The sequence below is a fragment of the Aquimarina longa SW024 genome, from assembly GCF_001401755.1.
Taxonomy (GTDB): domain Bacteria; phylum Bacteroidota; class Bacteroidia; order Flavobacteriales; family Flavobacteriaceae; genus Aquimarina; species Aquimarina longa.
Window position 1 is genome coordinate 139134 of record NZ_KQ474099.1, and the last position, 18202, is coordinate 157335.

Consider the following 18202-nt stretch of genomic DNA (forward strand, 5'->3'; position numbering starts at 1 on the left):
AACACATGAATCCACAAACAATACTAGTATATGATGGAAGTTTTGATGGATTTTTATGCTGTATTTTTATGACATATGATGAAAAAATAACAACTCCTATTATCAGAAAAGAATACGAGTCTAATAATCAACTATTTACAATATCAGAGAAGGTTGTTACCGAAAAAAACAAAGCACATAGAGTCTGGAAAGGTTTTAAATTAAAAACAACTTATCATGAACAACAAAATTTCTTTAAAGTTTTTTTAAGTGAAATCAAAGGAGTAGAAAATACACTCTTGAATTATACTCGTATCATTTTTTCTAGAACCACTAATACAACTACTGATTTTAGTACTAAAGACATTTTAACAATTAGTCAAGTTGCTAAAATGGTAGGTCGAGAAAAGCATCGAATGGAAGCATTTGTCCGTTTTCAATTAACCAGTGATACAATATATACTGCTACTATCGAACCAGATTTTAATGTTTTACCTCTTATAATGCCTCACTTTAAAGATCGTTATGCTGATCAAAAATGGATAATCTATGATATTAAAAGAGGCTATGGTATCTATTATAACCTTAAAACTGTAGAAATAGTAGATATTAATTTTTTTTCCAGAAAAAAATCTAAAATACCATCAGAGTTACTTTCTCATACTGAAAAAGAGTTCCAAAATTTATGGAATATATATTATAGTAATGTAACAATACCATCTCGTAAAAACAATAAACTACATAAACAACATTTACCTAAACGGTATTGGAAATACTTAACCGAAAAAAATAATATAGTATAATACCTCATCCACCCTAAGGTATAAAATACTTATAGTAGACGATATCTGTAAATGCTATCATTTATAACCTTTTCTTTTTAGGGGTTGTATTGGCAATTAAATCAAGTGTGTACTTTTTACCCATTTTAAATTTTCTATAGACGAAATAAAGTATTAGATTTGGCGTTAAATAACCAAAATTAACTATATCTATTTATTATGAAAAAATTTTTTTTAGGAGCTGTGGCTCTAGCGTTTTTATCAGTAATCTCTTGTAAAGACAGTGCAAATAAAGCAAACGATGCTGCTGATGCTGCAGGAGAAGCTATTGAAGAAACGGCAGAAACAACAACAAAAGCTGTTGAAGAAATTGCAGAAAAAGTAGAAAGCGCTGTAGATGGCGTTCCTAATTTTAGCGATCCTGCAGTACAGGAATACGTTAATTCATACGAAGAGTATATCGCTGAGTATACAAAAATCGTAGAAAGTAAAGATATGACTGCTTTTGCTGGTCTTTCTCAAAAAGGACAAGAATTAGCTACTAAAGCTCAGGATATTGCTGGAAAATTAACTGGTGATGATGCTAAAAAATGGTCTGATTACATGACTGCTAGTTCTAAGAAAATGCAAGAACTTGCTCAGAAAATGGCTCAGTAATAGTCTCTTTTCTATTTCAAAATATCGTAAGTCTTTTGGCTTACAAAAAACCACCCAAAAATGGGTGGTTTTTTATTTCATCCATTGCACCTTATTCTCTATCGGCTCTCGTTTAGAGACATTTATAGCACTCTTATCGTAATTTCCTAAATAAAAAAAACCTAAACAACGTTCTCCTTCTTCAAAATTAAAAAAACCATCCACATATTCAATTAGCTTAGGACTACTCCAATAGCTCCCTATATCATTAGCTGTGCATGTTAACCACATGTTTTGAACCGCCATTGCAACTGCTGCAATTTCTTCCCACTCAGGAATACGTTCTTTTGGATCTCGCTGCATACATATCGCAATTATTGCACTGGCAGATTTACAATTACTATTAATCTTTTTATGTTTAAATGGAGAAAAGTTATCATCAGAAGTAATATCTGTATATGTATCTGATAAAAATACCCCTAACCTATCCTTGGCTTCTCCTTGTACAACCTTAAAACGCCAAGGTTGTGTAAGCTTATGCGTAGGTGCCCAATTTGCATTTTCTAGTAGTATTTTAATAAAAGCATCAGAAACTTCTTTTGTTGTATATTGTGTTGGAAAAATAGATCGCCTATTCTTGATTATTTCGTTTATATCTTCTTTAATCATAGTAAGTTATTTTTGCAAAATTAAATTGGTCTAATTATTTAACGTTCACTTGGATTCTCTATGTTATTAGTATTATCTGGTTTTTTGTAAAAAGGAAAGATAAATTGTTTTACAAACCCTTTTGGAAATTGAACATCTCCTAATCCAGTCCCTTCTGGCCATTCTTTTCCCATTGGATAGTACGTCCCAAAAATCATATCAATAAAAGGAAAGTGAATTGCAAAATTTTTATCATATGCTTTTGGATCATCTGAGTGATGCCAATGATGGTATTGTGGTGTCACAATTACATATCGCAATAATCCAAAATTAATCCTTGTATTGGCATGAGCTAAAACAGCTTGAATCGCAGCTATTACTATATATGTAGTAAAAACAGACGAACTAAATCCGCATATATAAAGAGGTATAAATGTAACAGCTCTTACCATGATAAGATCTAAAAAATGCGTTCGAGAACCAGCCAACCAATCTATATCTTTAGTAGAGTGATGTACAGAATGAAATCTCCATAAAAATGGTATCTTATGAAAAATATAATGACCTGACCATTGGAACAAGTCTGATACAAAAAGTGCTAATAGTAATTGTGGTAAAAACCAAAGTCCTTGAACCCATTCATGGATCCCTGATAGTCCGAGTCCAGAAAATGCCATAACAGCTGGTAATTGTACTAAAACACCTGTAACCTGAATTAATAAATGACCTACTATAAAATATACTAGATCAGTTCTCCACTCTGGATGAAACTTAGTTTGATCTAATCTTTTGGGTAAAAACAATTCAATAGGAATAAAAATTAGTGCAGAAACAAGGATATCAAGTAGTAACCAATCTAAACCTATTGTAAATGATTTTGATTCTATTGCTGTAACCTCGGGCAATCCAGATCCTAAAAAAATGGCACTAGCCAAAATAAGGATTGCAAAAAAACCTAATTTTGTTTTCTTACTCAATAAAAAACTAGTAAGACTAAATAAAAATGATACTACAAGTACACTTAGAAATACCCATTTAACAACATCGGGTTTATATAATTCTCTAAATTCATTCGTTGTAAGGTAATTAGGAAAATAAGCGCAGATAGTTGCTCCAAGACAAATGATTGCCAGAAAAATAGCTAGGTAGCCACTTATCTTTCCTTCTCCTATTTTTAAACGTTTATTTTGATTCATAAATAAATTATAATTTCTTAATAGGTCAATCTAGGAATTAAAAGTAAGCTAGCCTTTGTTTTTTTATTATGAGTTTCTCCAAATTTATAGATTTAATTGACATACAATGATCTGTTAATTTTCCATTTTGAGTTCTGATTTCATTTTTACCCCGTATTTTTTCTATTCTATTTAATAAATAAGGGATTTATTTTCTAGGTACTAACATGAACTGTTTTTTTCCTTGTTTTTTTACTCTATATTTATTTTCTAATGCTCCTGAACCTTTAAGATCTAACGAATCTGAGACATACGTAATCCAATCTTGCCTATCGACTACCACATTATCTAATATCACGTCTGTTAGATTTGCGTTTTCTAATTTGGCGCCCCATAATATAGCCTCAGAGAGGTCAGCACCAGTAAGATCTACTCCAAACAAATTAGCATTCGTAAGATTTACACTTAGTAGTTCTGCATGTTTTAGATTAGCATTATGTAATCTAGCCCTCTTTAGGTTAGCATCAGACAAGTTTACTCTACTCATATTTACCTCTTTAAGATCACTACTTTCTAAATTTGCCGCAGGCATCTGAACCTCTGTAAAGTTAGAATAATCTAGTCTCGCATATTTTAGGTTCACTCCTCTTCCTAGATTAACTTTTCTAAGATTTGTATACTTAAATTCTGCTGAGTTTAAAATATCTTGCGAGGATTCTAATCCTAAATCACTTTTTAAAAGAGTAAATAATAATTGTCCTCGTTCTGGACTGATAGGATCTTTTATTAATTCTCCATTATCGATATATCGATACGGTTTCATTGCCATACACAGACTTACAATCCTAGATTCTAACGTTTTACTGATATTACGACTTCCAGAACCTTTATATTTTAATTCTTCATTTAAATCTGCTAGAACATCACTTAATACAAATACTAATGATGATCTACGATCAGCTTCTATAAGACTTGTTTGGTTATTGATTAACTTATTTTGATTCATCAATAATTTAGTTTGAAAAATCAATACCAACGAGGGAACTATTGCGAATAAAAATGCAAATAATCCAACTCTGGTAATTCGCCAAATTACACTAGAAGATACATCTGAAACGGTATCTACAGAAACTGCTTTAGAATCTTTATACTCTGTAATAGCATTACTAATACTTTTTTTAAGTCGATTTCCAAAAATAGGAGTACTGGATTTTTTTATAAGCCACCGCCTAAATTTTCTTTTCTTTTGTTTTGCTTTATTGATTTTATCAAGCTTGTCCTGAAGTAGCTTATTTTCACTCTTTAATTGTTCAATATAATCTTGCTCGTTCACTGCCTTGTAGATTTGGAGGTTTGAACGCATAAGATATAAAAGTTATTTATTACTTAAAAAACAAAGTGTTTTTTACAGCAAACTTTTATTCTAAATAAGTAGAAATATCATCCGCTATATCTTCTATTAATGAAGTGTCATCTTTGTCATCAACAAGATGGATTGTTTTTATCAAAAGTTGTACATATCCAGAAACATATGCTTTTTTTTGCTGATCACTTACATATTCTTTCCCTTCTACTACAATAAACGAAATCAAATTACGTATAATCAACTTTACATCAGAAATATCTACATCTTTTTTCATTAAAAACATTTTTAAGTAACTCTCTAATAATTAGTTACTAAAAATAGAATTCTACGTTTTAAAAAACACAAAAACAACTTTTTAAAAACATAAATATCCGATTAAAAGCGCTTTTTTTCGTTTTTAGGATATTTAAAAAAATAATTGGTTTTTATTTTGCAATAAATTCAATGCTTGATAATAGGATATACTACAAAAGTTCTTCTTTCTTTTTCTTAGCTAGCTCTAGACTATCAACTAATGGTTCTAGACCAGAGTCATACATAGATTTCATCATGTAATGCATCATTAAGCTTGTCTTATCTGGTGTTCCTCCTTCTATAGGTGGTTGCGGGTCATACTCCATATCTAACATTACACCTTCGGTATAATTCTCTCCCAGAATATCATTAATTATAGCCAAAGACATATCCATACCTGCTGTTACTCCGGCAGAGGTCCAATATTTACCATCTTTTACATATCGTTTATTGACATATTCTGCTCCATATTTTTCTAACATTTCTTCTGCCTTATACCAATGAGTAGTTGCTTTTTTATTTTTTAACAATCCAGTAGCTCCCAGTACCCAAGCACCTGTGCATACACTTGCTGTATATACCGTTGTTTTATCAATTTTTCTTATCCAATTATGTAGCTTATCATCATACACGTTTTTTACAGTCCCCTGAAAACCTCCTGGGATTATCAGTATATCTAACTGATTAACAGAATCTATAACAGCATCAACGGTTATTTCTACTCTGTCAGTAGTTATAAAAGTACCTGGTTTCATACCTATAAACTGTGTCTTAGCAGATAAAATTTGCCCTAAAATATGTCTAGGACCCATCACGTCTAAAGAATTAGTGCCATCATACACCAAAATACCAATGTTTTTTATAATATGTTTTGGTTTACCAAAAAGCATATCCATTAGCATATCATGATTCTCTTCTGTAATCTCAGGAATACTATCCAGTAACACCTTACTTCCCATATTTTTTGATTTAGAAATAGGTTCTGAAGTATTTTTAGTTACACAAGAGGTTAGCGAAATAATTAAGATACTCAATAGTAGTTTTTTCATGATTTACTATAATCTTTGAAAATATTATATAATGAGGACAGTTTCTCTCTAGGAGAAAAAAATTAGTTTAAAGAATTTTTTGAGGACACAAATCTACTAAAATATTTTTTGAAAATATAAGCCGAAGTGATAGTTAACGTAATACTAGTATTTGATTAAGGTAGTCGTTAAATTCAGTAACTTCTGTAGTAAAAATTTTTATATTTATTATTTTTTTTGATTTTACATTTATCACCTCTTCTTGTTGTATTAGATTCGGTAGCGCAGCGGGAACAGAGAATTATCTTAGAGAGAATACTATTATCGATTATATATCCAAATAGTTGTATGCTTATAAGCTAAACATAAGTTAATTATAGCTATCTAATGCTTATCGTTTAACAATCATCATACAAATTTTAACAACATTACCCCATCAGAAAACCTAAGAGACTTTCTTAAAACTAAACCATCAAAATAATCTGGAAACCTATTTTAACTATTATGATATTCACACCAACCATATATTTGATTTCGAAATAACATATTTCTTTAGAGATCCTTTAGAATTTAATAAAATATAAACTCAAAAAACTCTTTCTCAATTCATCAAAAAGTTAGTGTTTTCAAAAGTACCATATAAAGAATCCCTATATAATAATCCTCTTTCTCTTATGGCAAACTATAGTCTCAGCACATACACCAACAACACCACTAAAGAGATTTTCTATACTTTTGATAGTGAAATCAATCTTACAGATATATCTTATTAAATAGCTATCTATCAGTACTCCATACTTTTTCTAAAACTAAGGGTAACATTTCCTGAAAACCATACTCTACTATATAATAAATCGGTATATATAGCTTATCTCATTTCTATAATGTTACAGCTTATTAAAAAAGGAATATTTGGATATTATAATAAAAATAAAAATTGGAATTATCTCATTTTACTCTTAATAAATTAGCTTTAGAAATCCCTAAAGGTATTATCTTCATTCATCATAATAAGGTATTATTCTTTGCTGCTGACGGCATGTACACCAAGGTATACTTAAAAAACGATAGGGTCGAAATTATTTGTAAACCCTTAACGTATTTTGTTTCTCAATTAAATTCCATTCCTTTATTTTATAAACCTCATCGTTCATATTTGGTCAATCTTGATCAAATCAAAGAATTCTCTAAAAAAGATGGATACCATTTAATTATGGAAAACAATAAAACTATTCCTATAGCAAAAAACAAAAGAGAAGAATTCTATAGAGTTGTGAAAGAAATGTTCTAAACGTCTTTATATGACAAATCCAACCATAGGTATAATGGTAGTAAACAAGCTAGCTCATCAGGACAAGGGACTCCTTAGACATGTTAAAACTACAACTTTTTACACCGATCAGTAGTAGCAATTAACATCGGCTAAAATAATTTCTATTTTCAATACATAAAAAAACCTAATGACCCCAAATCATACCTTCAAACAATTACCCTGCTTAACCTTTAGAAATCAAAAAGATCATTTCAGAAGAAGAAACCGTGTTTTCAGAAAAAAACCTATCCCAGTATCTAATCCCGACAGTACCTTGTAGTTGATAATTTATAAATTCTAATGAATGGTATCAAATTAAAATATCAACTATTCATGCTCAGGCTTATTTATAATATTATTTAAAAATCAATTTACATGGTATCCTATCAATGTATTTCATCATAGTTACTTATTAAAAAAGGGCTAGACAACAGATTGAATCGACTGATGCAAAAATTAAGAGCTAAACCAAATTAAACAGTATAATTTCAAAATAGTGATAATTACTTAAATATAAAAAATGATCGCTAAGGCACTAAAAAAAATCATTGAGGATCTAAATATTTACCTAGATAGTAAGTATCCAAATGCCACAGATACTAACCATCAAGCAGAAATTGTTAACATCCAAAAATCAAATGATCCTCAGGCAAACAACCCAGGGATTAAAGTAGCTTTAATTAATATAGAAGAGGACAAGGTTTACAAAAATCACCTTACCCCTTTTCCATCAACAAGCGTTTTTAATACACCTAATACTGTACATCCTATGGGAGGGATCCCAACAATGCGCATCAATTTTTATGTATTGTTTGCCTTTAACCCAAAAGAAGGACAATCAGGTTACTTAAATTCGATATCCTTGGCAACCCATGTATTGCGGTATTTTACAAGCACCCCCTATCAAGAAGTTAATATTTCGCCAACCTCACAACCCAATATATGTACTCTCGAAATCAATTATCATAACATTAGTTTAGAAGACTCTAACAATATGTGGTCAAACCTAGGAGGTGAGCAAAAACCCTATGCCATGTATCAGATCAAAATGATGGAAATTGAAAGTGATCCCGATCTTAAAATACCTCTGACATCAAAAATACAGATTCCCCCAAAAATTTCGAGCCCTGATCTTCACCCAGATGGCAGTACCATATTTAATACAGACACGAATAGCCAAGATTATGGAAAAGTAGTTCATGACACCAATCAAATCCAACATAAAAAAAATAAAAACAAGTAAAAAAATCAATACATCATGCCAGTACAATATCCTAATACACCCGGAGTCAAAGTAGTAGAAGAATCGCTACTTGCACCGTCTATCGCCCAAATATCAACTGCTGTTCCTGTTTTTATAGGATATACAAAAAAAGGAACACTTAAAGAAGCTGTTAGAATAACCTCTCTAAAAGAATATGAAAATGAATTTGGAGGTTCCTTCCCTCATGATTTTAAACTCAATTCTTCCCTTGAGGTTGACTCATCTTATACTAAAACACTTGATTATATATTATATGAATCCATTCAATTATATTTTTTAAATGGAGGAAGAGTATGCTATATTCTACCAGTAGGAAACTTTCCTGTTGATACCACTACTGGCATTTTAAAAAACGAAAGTAACATAACAAAGGCCGATTTCATCAATGCCATGCCTATCATTGAGACATTGGATGAACCTACTTTAATTGCTTTTCCAGAAGCTGTAAAGTTTAACACCCAAAAATATGGAGAAATTGCCGTTGAAGCTTTAAAAACAAGTCACAATACCAAAGATAAATTTGCCTTAATAGATCAATCATACGAATCTGATTTACTGAATTTCAATCCAGCATCAAATGCTCTTGGAGCAGAAGCTTTCAGAACTGCATTAGGAACCGAATACCTATCTTATGGAGCAGTCTATTACCCAAGTCTTGCTGTAAGCATCGATTTTACCATAAATGAAGAGAAATCTGTGGTAGGAACTGATACCTTAAAAAAACTCAAAACAGACAGAGATACTAATTATGAAAAAGCAATTTTAGCCATTCATAAAGAAAAGAAAATGTACATCCCCCCTTCCTCATTAATAGCCGGTGTATATGCTAAAAACGACAGAGAATACGGGTTTTGGAAAGCACCTGCCAATATTTCTTTACAAGGAGTAATCAAACCCAAAAAAGCTATTTCTGATGCCACCCAACAAAAATTAAATGTAGATGCTACAGGAAAATCTATCAACGCCATTCGCCAATTTACAGGAAAAGGAACAATTGTTTGGGGAGCAAGAACTCTAGATGGAAATAGCAATGAATGGCGTTATATTTCTGTACGAAGGTTGTTTATGACCGTAGAAGAATCTATCAAAAAAGCTACTGCCCAATTTGTCTTCGAAAACAACGATACCAAAACATGGGTAAAAGTAAATGCCATGATTAGTGCTTATTTAAATGAATTATGGAAACAAGGTGCATTAATGGGTGCCTCTGCCAAAGAAGCTTATTTCGTTAGAGTTGGTTTAGGTACAACCATGACACAACAAAACATTTTAGATGGACAAATGATTATTCAGATAGGACTTGCCGCAGTACGTCCAGCAGAGTTCATAATCCTTTCCTTTTCTCATAAGATGCAAGAACTATAATTTTTTTTTGAAACTTAGAATATAGATAATGCTAATCAAAACTCCAGGTGTTTATATAAAAGAAAAAAGAACAGTCGCTACTGCTGTAAATTCGGTAGCGACCGCTGTTCCTCTTTTTATTGGTTTTACAGAACATGCTCATTCTGAACCAATAAAAATCAATAGTTTAGCTGAATTTGAAAATATATTTGGTGGAGCTTATCTTCCAAAGTTTACTATCAATATTGATACAACAAATAATCAAGTAAAAGATGTTATTCCTGATAAGCGTTTTTTCTTGTATGACAGTATCATTCTTTATTTCAAAAATGGTGGAGGTTCTTGTTACATAAAAAGCGCATCAATAGAGACTTACGATACCGTAACTTCTACTACCGATTTTAATTCAATTTTTACTACAGCAATCAACCTAATAGATGTCTTAGATGAAGTCACATTAATACTTATTCCAGATTTACACTTTCAATTTAAAGATGTAAATAATGTGTTAGTTAGTTTAAATGAGTTTTCTCTTTACAAAAATATCCTTGAAAAACTGATTAATAAATGCGGTAATCTTCAGGATAAATTTGCGATTATAGATTTTCATCAATCGGATAGTCTACCAAATCATATAAGAGGTTTAATTACTCCACATCTAACTAATTTAAAACATGCAGCAGTATACTATCCTTGGTTAAAAAATGCAAATACATATCAAGTAAAATTAAACAGCTTATCACTCGATGATATTAATTCTGGCTCTGCAATTGAACAAGAGGCAAAAGATATTTTATATGACGTAGATACACTCTCTAAATTATTTGGGGTAGATCCTAAATTTGATAGATTCGATAAAGAAGAGTACAAAAAGCTTATAAATAAAATATCTACTACCAATACCCCAAATGATAAAATCAATTTTTCCAGAATTTTTGTATTCTTTTATTACATAATTACACGATTTGATATTATAACTAATCCTGCACATCCTGCGCACCCAGGTAATCAGTATCCTTCTAACTATGGCAGACTTCTTAAAAACCCAATAGTAAAGAAGTATATATTAGACCTTCGTTCTAATGAGTATTTTGTTAAAACCGTTCAAAAACTATACAGGTTTAAAGGCATGAATACATCTAAGATAGATCCTCTTTATGGTTGGCCTGGTCCTTATAACCCTTGGTCAAATCAGTGGTTTAACAATCCTCCAAACACAAATAAATACTCATTACATGAAAACGTAGAAGTTGACACTAATTTATTATCTGATTATACAGTTGGGTCAAAAACCCCTTCAGAAATAATCAATGATTTAGATTCTGGGAAATGGGTAGACCTAAATGTTTTTCTATCAGCTGTAGAGGGGCTAAGAGAATTAGTATTCTATCAAAAAGAACAAATAGAAAAAGAACTTTTTGCTACCGATCCTATATATGTTAATATAAAAAAGATCATAGAGGAGCATATGAAAAAAATCCCTTCTCAAGGAGCAATTGCAGGAATCTATTGCAAGAATGATAGAGAAAGAGGTGTATGGAAATCTCCTGCTAATATCACAATACAAGGCATTGAAAAACCACTAATAGAGATATCAAATAGTATCCAAGATGAGTTAAATGTTGACATTAATACAGGTAAATCCATTAATGTTATCAGAAGGTTTACAGGAAGAGGTTCCCTAATATGGGGAGCAAGAACACTAGCAGGAAATGACAATGAGTGGAGATATATAGCAGTAAGACGTTTTTTTAATTTTGCTGAAAAATCTATTAAAAATGCTATCCGCGATTTCGTGTTCGAGCCTAATGACACCAGAACATGGGTAAAAATTAAAGCGATCATCTATAGTTTTTTAGTAGTACAATGGGACGCAGGAGCTCTTACTGGTGCCACGATGAAAGAAGCCTTTTTTATCAAAATAGGTGAAGAGATAACTAGCCCAAAAGAAATTTTAGAAGGAAAAGTAAATATCCAAATAGGAATGGCTGTTACCAGACCCGCAGAGTTTATCACTATTCAATTCATTCATCTATTTAATGAACAATAAAATTAAAGCATAATGATTACAAAAACACTAGGTGTTTATATCACCGAAAAAAAGACACTTCCTTCCTCTATCGCAGACGTAGCAACAGCGGTACCTCTTTTTATTGGGTATACAGAACGTACACAGTCTAATCCTATAAGAATTAACAACTTATTAGAATTTGAAAATCATTTTGGCAAAGCATATGAACCTAATTTTACAGTAAAGGTAAATGCCTCTACTAATAAAATGAATGCTATACCAGATAAACGCTTCTTTTTATATGACACATTAAGTCTTTATTTTAAAAACGGTGGTGGTTCCTGCTATATTAAAAGCGCGCTTACAGACACCTACAGCTCTGTAACACCTTCTACCGATTTTAAAGACTTTTTTCTTAATGCAATCAGCTTAATTGATACACTAGATGAAGTAACACTAGTCCTCATCCCGGATTTACATTACCAATTTAAAGATAGTAATGGAGCTTTAGCAAGTTTAGAAGAAACCACTATTTACAAAACTGTCGTCAATCAACTCATCAATACATGTGGTAGTGATAAAGATAAATTTGCTATTCTTGATTTTCACCAACCAAATAGCCTAGCAGACGACATAAGAAATCTTATTACCCCAGACTCAAGCAATTTAAAATATGCTTCGGTATATTATCCTTGGCTAAAAAATGCAAAAGAATCAGTCGTTAAATTTGATCGCATTTATGGATACTCCCCAGTCTTAGGAACTGATGATTCCTTTGCCGTTTATGAAGAAATCAACAAAATTAATTCAGACTTAACGCTACTAAATGCTGAGTTTACAGAAGGAATCTCCTTACAAGCTATTACCAAAGAAATCCAAACCAGAAATGATGCTTTCAATACTGCAACAAGTCCTGCTCAGAGAAAAACAAAACTAACAAACATACTCAACTATTTCTTTGCGATTAATAAGCGCATAAACATAGTAGAAGATGCTTCAGGGGGGCTCTCCCGATCAGATGTTTTTATAACCGAATCAGCCATTTTAAAAAATAATCCAACTTTTATAGAACAAATTCAACGCCTCTATAAGTTTATAAAAATTCTAAAAGTAAGTCCTGTTTCCCTAACTAGTTCTAGTAATTATGTTAATGCAACATGGACATATCCAACAGATATAAGCTGGTTTAACTTTGATGGTGATACACTCTCAAGCACAGATATTGAAAATGCTCAAAACTATTTAACCGCAATCATTTTAACCAAACAAAATGGTGGTCAAAAAACAAGAGCTGAACTATTAGCAGATTTCAACGCAGGAATATATGTGGACACAAATATACTTATCTCGGCTATTACAAATCTTATAGCTGCACTCAATCACGAAAAGAAAATACTGGAAAAACGTTTATTTTCTTCTTTTCCTGATTATATGAATATAAAAAATGCTATCCAAAACTACATGAAAACAATCCCTTCTCAAGGGGCAATAGCAGGGATTTATTGTAAGAACGATAGAGAAAGAGGTGTATGGAAATCCCCTGCTAATATCACAATACAAGGCATTGAAAAACCCTTAAAAGGAATTTCAGACAGTACTCAAGAAAGACTAAATGTAGATTCTACAGGTAAATCCATTAATGCAATCAGAACCTTTGCAGGAAAAGGAACATTAGTTTGGGGAGCCCGAACATTAGGAGGCAGAGACAACGAATGGCGCTACATATCTGTAAGACGTTTTTTCAGCTTTGCCGAAAAATCAATCAAAAAATCGATGACCAATTTTGTCTTCGAACCCAATAACTCCAAAACATGGGTAAAAATAAGTGCCATGATTAGTAGCTTCTTGGCAGATCAATGGAAAGCAGGAGCTTTAATGGGCGCTACGATAGACGAAGCTTTTTTTGTTCGTATTGGTAAAGATATTACAACAAGCACTAAAGAAATATCCGAAGGAAAAATAAACGTACAAATAGGTATGGCAGTAGTCAGACCAGCAGAATTTATCATTATCAACGTTGAACAACACTTTAATAATCAATAATCAAAATTAATCTTAAATAATATAAAACCATGAGTCAATACATCAATTCTACACACCGTTTTTTACTAAATATAGGAGAACCTAATGACATAGCTGTTCAGGAAGTAACCATCCCTTCAAACGAAGTAGAAGTAATAACTTATATTACAGGAAATGTTCCAGATAGTGGAGCTCCTGCAACAAGTCCAGGAAGGCAAAAGTTTAGTCAACTTACCTTCAAGAAAGGAGCTTTCAAAAACGACACCACCTTCTTTGATTGGGCAAATGCAGTACGTACAGATCCTACCGCCAAAAGAACCATTATTGTTACCCTGTTAGATGAGCAAGGACAACCTGCAATGACTTGGACATTTCCCGAAGCATGGCCATCAAAGATTAGTGGCGTTAGTCTAAATGCAGCTACAAGTGCAGCCATGGTAGAAGATTTCACCTTTGAAGTGGGTGGAATGATCACACAATATATTTAATATATCATGCCACAGCAATTTCCATATTCGGCACATCGTTTTGGCGTATATTTCCTGTCTCCACTATTCCGTTTTGATGCAGGTTTTCAGTCTGTCAATGGTTTAGGATTTTCTTATGAAAGTGAAACTCATGCAGAAGGTGGTATTTCGGGCTACTCACATAATTTAACCAATAGAGGCTCTTACAATAACCTAACGTTATCAAGAGGATTTACAAAAGATCAGGGATTATACCTATGGTGCGAAGCAACGCATAACACCATGCAGACAATGCCAGCTAATATCCTAGTTTCATTGTTGGATAATCAAGGATTGCCAATAAAAAACTGGTTAATATTTCATGCAATCCCTAAAAGCTGGAGCCCAGGAGATCTAGAGGCAAGCACCTCCAAAATCATGGTAGAATCGGTTTCTTTTTCGTATCAAAGTTTTATCCTTATCTAATGGCTATAGAAATCAAAGAGTTACATATAAAACTACATATAGGAACAGATCAATCATCGAGTACAAAAGAATCGAATAATAGCTCAGGTTGTTGTGATGAGATTGCTAATAAAGAACTAATTATCGATGAGACTATAAAAGAAGTATTGCGCATTTTAAAAGAACAAAAAGAAAGATAATGGCTGATATACAAAACATAGCAGGAATTATAGGGGTGATCAATCATATGCAGATCATCAATAATAATAGCGATAATAAGAAAATTTATACAGTTTTAGTAAACCCAGAATCTTATAAAATCTCCTATGGTGCCTGTCATGCCAATGACCAATTCATAGGAGATACTTCCTCAACCTATCGGTTTAATAAAGTTAAAAAACAAACGATGAACATTCAATTACTTTTTGACAACACTGGCTCTCTTGGCAAAATTCCATTAATAGGTAATAAAAGTGTATTAGACCAAATTGAGCAATTTATGGCAGTTGCTTTTATGGGTGATAAACAAAAAAAGGAAAATGATAAAGAAGAAGAGAAGAAACTCGAATTGGTTTGGGGAAAAATGCACTTTAAAGGAGTTTTAAGCGCCCTAGATATTTCCTATTCTCATTTTGATGCCATAGGAAACCCAATACGAGCAACTGCAGCTTGCACCTTCTCTGGAGGAGAAGTTGAATTTGAAAAAAAAAAGGAGAAAAGTCTATTTTCAAAAAAAGTCAAGCCTCCTAAAGTAATTGACTATGCTAAACAGAAACACGCCATCAATGCTTTATTAAAATATGGAAGCTACATGGCTATTGTTGCACAACAACCTAAAAAAGCACTTCCTAAATCATTACGTATTGCAGAACAAATCGCTAAAATGATCATCAAGTAAATGTCTAATAACCAGCACATAAAAAAAGTTAATTACCTGATTACAATAGGATCAGTAACCATTCAACAAGGGGTAGTAGGTCTGTCTGTTTCTAATAGGGTTAATAAAATTCCTAGAGCTCGATTAGAGTTAAATTATTATGACACTATCAAAGAGAAGAAAGAAAAGACAATACCCCTACAACCTGCTGCTTCCTTTGAACAAGAAAAACCTGATTCAAAAACTAGTTTTCTTCCAGGAGAATCCATTACCATCGAATTGGGAATGGGATATGATACCACCGAAGTATTTACTGGGTATATCACAAAACAACATATCGTAGCAAATAATGATGGTACTGTATTCCTATATATTGATTGTAAACATGCTACGCATAAAATGACTTTAGGAACTCATACCCGTTTTTTACATCACGATGTTAATTTAAACAGAAGTAGCCATAAAAAAATTGATCCCGTAAATGATGACGATATACTTAAAAATATCATTGAGCAATATGATAAATTGAGTATCCAAATTGAAGATCAACAAGCCAACGCTTTTGACCATGAAAACATGGTACAATACAACTGTTCTGATTGGGATTTTCTAATCATGCGGGCAGAAGCAACAGCTCGTGTTTGTAAAATCCATAAAAATCAAATACACATTATTCATCCAAAAGTTGCAGAAACAACCGATAATGAACTCGTTCTAGGAAAACATATTTTTGAGTATGAAGCAGAATATGACGAAACAAAAATAGCTCAAGATATAACCATTGCTAATTGGGGAGTTAAAGATCAAGCTGCCCAAAATGAAACTTTCAAAAATTCGAATGCAAACTCAGACGCTTCCAAAATACAAAGTAATTTTTCTTTTAATCAAGGAAGTGATTTAGAAGCTAACGAAGTAAAAACATGGGCAGAAAATGTGCTGAACAGGCAAGAATTAGCAAAAATAATGGGAACCATAAAAACCATTGGTAATACCGAAATTGAAGTAGCCGATACTATTACCATAAGCGGTTTTAATGCTATATGGGATCGAGACACTTTTGTTTCTGGTGTTAAACACACCTATAGAAATGGCTCTTGGTATACCTATTTTCAATGCGGAATGTCACATACCTCACATGCAGAAGAGTTTAATCTCAATCCTACTGGTCAAAACAACTTGGTTCCTTCATCAGATGGTTTATTATACGGAAAAGTACTTCGGTACAAAGAAAGCGAAAAAGGACATGAATTAATCGAAGTAGAAATCCCTTCTACCAATGATGAAGATAATAAACAATCCATTTATGCAAGATTGATGAGTACAGCAGCAGGAAAAAACGGAGGCTTTGTTTTTAGACCTTATCCTGATGATGAAGTTGTCATTGGTTTTATTAATAATGATCCCCGTTTTCCTGTAATACTAGGAGCATTATTTAACAGTAAAAACAAGTTTCCGTATGAGCTAAATGACGATACACAATCCGAAATAGGCTTTTCCTTTAATTTTAAAAATGAAAAAGATAAGGATTGGAAAATCAGTATTCATCAGAAAAATGAAAAAATGACCATTGCATCTCCAAACGGGCAGTCATTTACACTTAATGATAGTGAAAAAAGCATACTCATGGCTTTTGATGATAGCAATAATATCAAAATCACCAGTGAAGGCATTCAGATGGAGGCTTCAAAAATCGCGCTAAAAGGAACAAATGGAATTGAACTTGAAGGATTAAAAATTGAAGCCAAAGCAGATACATCAATGAAACTAGAAGGCGGCACGCAACTCGATTTAGAAGGAAAAGTAACAGCGTCGCTAAAAGGACAGATTACACAAATTAATTAATAAAAATAACAGCATGGGAAAACCAATTGTAAAAGTAACAGATATCTATACCAATCCGACCATGCAAGGAGGAACAGCCCCAATTGCATGTCCAGGATCTACTTCATTACTAATCGGTAGTCTACCCGCATTGCAGGTTACAGATGCGATTACCCCTATTCCTGATATGGCTTTACCTGGGACAACTACTGTACTACACAATGGACTCCCCCTAAATACAATGGGAGAACAAACCAGCCAAGGAGGCGTATTATTAACTGGTACAATGACCGTATTAATAGGATAGTAATGGATCAAAACGAAGTATTAGGAACAGGATGGGCATTCCCTCCAAAATTTCACAAACACAGTAATGGTGTCGAAATGCTAACGGGCGAAGAAGATATAGAGAGTAGTATTTATGTAATCCTACATACCAAATTAGGAGAACGAATATTACGAGACGAATTTGGCTCAGATATCCATGAGTTATTGTTTGAACCCTTAAATGAAAATATGAAAACCTATATGGCTTCATCACTAAAAAAATCTCTTATAAACAACGAACCAAGAATAACAGTAGAAAATATTACTCTCGCCCAAAAAGATCCAAATCTCGGGCGAGTAGACATTCTAATTACCTATAAACTTATCGAAACAAATAAAACCCAAAATCTAGTTGTTCCGTTTTATTCAATAGCAGCACAATAATAAAAAAACAAAAAAAAGGAG

The 18202-nt window shown here is 32.4% G+C and carries 19 protein-coding genes; 14 read left to right on the forward strand and 5 right to left on the reverse strand.

The window, feature by feature from the left end; all coding sequences use genetic code 11:
- The first annotated feature begins 5 nt into the window (after positions 1–5).
- Positions 6–782 (forward strand): TIGR03915 family putative DNA repair protein, encoded by a 777-nt coding sequence (locus tag N456_RS09720; protein WP_062056364.1) that lies wholly within the window; start codon positions 6–8, stop codon positions 780–782.
- Between the two features lie 198 nt (positions 783–980).
- On the forward strand, positions 981–1418 hold the full coding sequence (locus tag N456_RS09725) for a hypothetical protein (protein ID WP_062056366.1): 438 nt from the start codon (positions 981–983) through the stop codon (positions 1416–1418).
- Between the two features lie 72 nt (positions 1419–1490).
- Here the strand turns inward: N456_RS09725 and N456_RS09730 are convergent, their stop codons facing one another.
- The 5 genes from N456_RS09730 to N456_RS09750 form a co-directional block, all read right to left on the reverse strand.
- Positions 1491–2066 (reverse strand): nitroreductase family protein, encoded by a 576-nt coding sequence (locus N456_RS09730; protein ID WP_062056368.1) that lies wholly within the window; start codon positions 2064–2066, stop codon positions 1491–1493.
- 38 nt (positions 2067–2104) lie between these two features.
- Complete coding sequence (locus N456_RS09735) at positions 2105–3241, reverse strand: sterol desaturase family protein (RefSeq protein ID WP_062056371.1); 1137 nt, start codon at positions 3239–3241, stop codon at positions 2105–2107.
- A gap of 187 nt (positions 3242–3428) precedes the next feature.
- Positions 3429–4583 carry a pentapeptide repeat-containing protein gene (locus tag N456_RS09740; protein ID WP_062056373.1) on the reverse strand — a complete coding sequence of 385 codons (1155 nt, stop codon included), beginning with the start codon at positions 4581–4583 and terminating at the stop codon, positions 3429–3431.
- A 55-nt stretch (positions 4584–4638) separates the two neighbouring features.
- Entirely contained in the window at positions 4639–4860 is a 222-nt protein-coding gene (locus N456_RS09745; RefSeq protein ID WP_148639278.1) for a hypothetical protein, read from the reverse strand.
- Between the two features lie 190 nt (positions 4861–5050).
- Positions 5051–5929, reverse strand: a complete 879-nt coding sequence (locus N456_RS09750) for a DJ-1/PfpI family protein (RefSeq protein ID WP_062056376.1) — start codon at positions 5927–5929, stop codon at positions 5051–5053.
- A 916-nt stretch (positions 5930–6845) separates the two neighbouring features.
- Here N456_RS09750 and N456_RS09755 point away from each other — a divergent pair.
- The 12 genes from N456_RS09755 (at position 6846) to N456_RS09810 (ending at position 18181) form a co-directional block, all read left to right on the forward strand.
- On the forward strand, positions 6846–7199 hold the full coding sequence (locus N456_RS09755; RefSeq protein WP_062056378.1) for a LytR/AlgR family response regulator transcription factor: 354 nt from the start codon (positions 6846–6848) through the stop codon (positions 7197–7199).
- A gap of 541 nt (positions 7200–7740) precedes the next feature.
- A complete protein-coding gene (locus N456_RS09760) occupies positions 7741–8463 on the forward strand; it encodes a Pvc16 family protein (RefSeq protein WP_062056381.1) in 723 nt (240 codons plus the stop codon).
- 15 nt (positions 8464–8478) lie between these two features.
- Positions 8479–9849, forward strand: a complete 1371-nt coding sequence (locus tag N456_RS09765; protein WP_062056382.1) for a phage tail sheath family protein — start codon at positions 8479–8481, stop codon at positions 9847–9849.
- A 28-nt stretch (positions 9850–9877) separates the two neighbouring features.
- On the forward strand, positions 9878–11878 hold the full coding sequence (locus N456_RS24860) for a phage tail sheath family protein (RefSeq protein WP_062056384.1): 2001 nt from the start codon (positions 9878–9880) through the stop codon (positions 11876–11878).
- A 12-nt stretch (positions 11879–11890) separates the two neighbouring features.
- Entirely contained in the window at positions 11891–13882 is a 1992-nt protein-coding gene (locus N456_RS09775; protein ID WP_062056386.1) for a phage tail sheath family protein, read from the forward strand.
- Between the two features lie 29 nt (positions 13883–13911).
- A complete protein-coding gene (locus N456_RS09780) occupies positions 13912–14349 on the forward strand; it encodes a phage tail protein (protein WP_062056388.1) in 438 nt (145 codons plus the stop codon).
- A gap of 6 nt (positions 14350–14355) precedes the next feature.
- On the forward strand, positions 14356–14793 hold the full coding sequence (locus N456_RS09785) for a phage tail protein (RefSeq protein WP_062056390.1): 438 nt from the start codon (positions 14356–14358) through the stop codon (positions 14791–14793).
- Positions 14793–14972 (forward strand): DUF5908 family protein, encoded by a 180-nt coding sequence (locus tag N456_RS09790; RefSeq protein ID WP_062056392.1) that lies wholly within the window; start codon positions 14793–14795, stop codon positions 14970–14972. Before N456_RS09785 ends, N456_RS09790 begins: the two co-directional genes overlap by 1 nt.
- Positions 14972–15670 (forward strand): CIS tube protein, encoded by a 699-nt coding sequence (locus N456_RS09795; protein ID WP_062056394.1) that lies wholly within the window; start codon positions 14972–14974, stop codon positions 15668–15670. The genes N456_RS09790 and N456_RS09795 overlap by 1 nt, the downstream gene beginning before the upstream one ends.
- Entirely contained in the window at positions 15671–17491 is a 1821-nt protein-coding gene (locus N456_RS09800; RefSeq protein WP_062056396.1) for a phage baseplate assembly protein V, read from the forward strand.
- A 13-nt stretch (positions 17492–17504) separates the two neighbouring features.
- A complete protein-coding gene (locus N456_RS09805; protein ID WP_062056398.1) occupies positions 17505–17777 on the forward strand; it encodes a PAAR domain-containing protein in 273 nt (90 codons plus the stop codon).
- Between the two features lie 2 nt (positions 17778–17779).
- Entirely contained in the window at positions 17780–18181 is a 402-nt protein-coding gene (locus N456_RS09810; RefSeq protein WP_062056402.1) for a GPW/gp25 family protein, read from the forward strand.
- Positions 18182–18202: the final 21 nt, after the last annotated feature.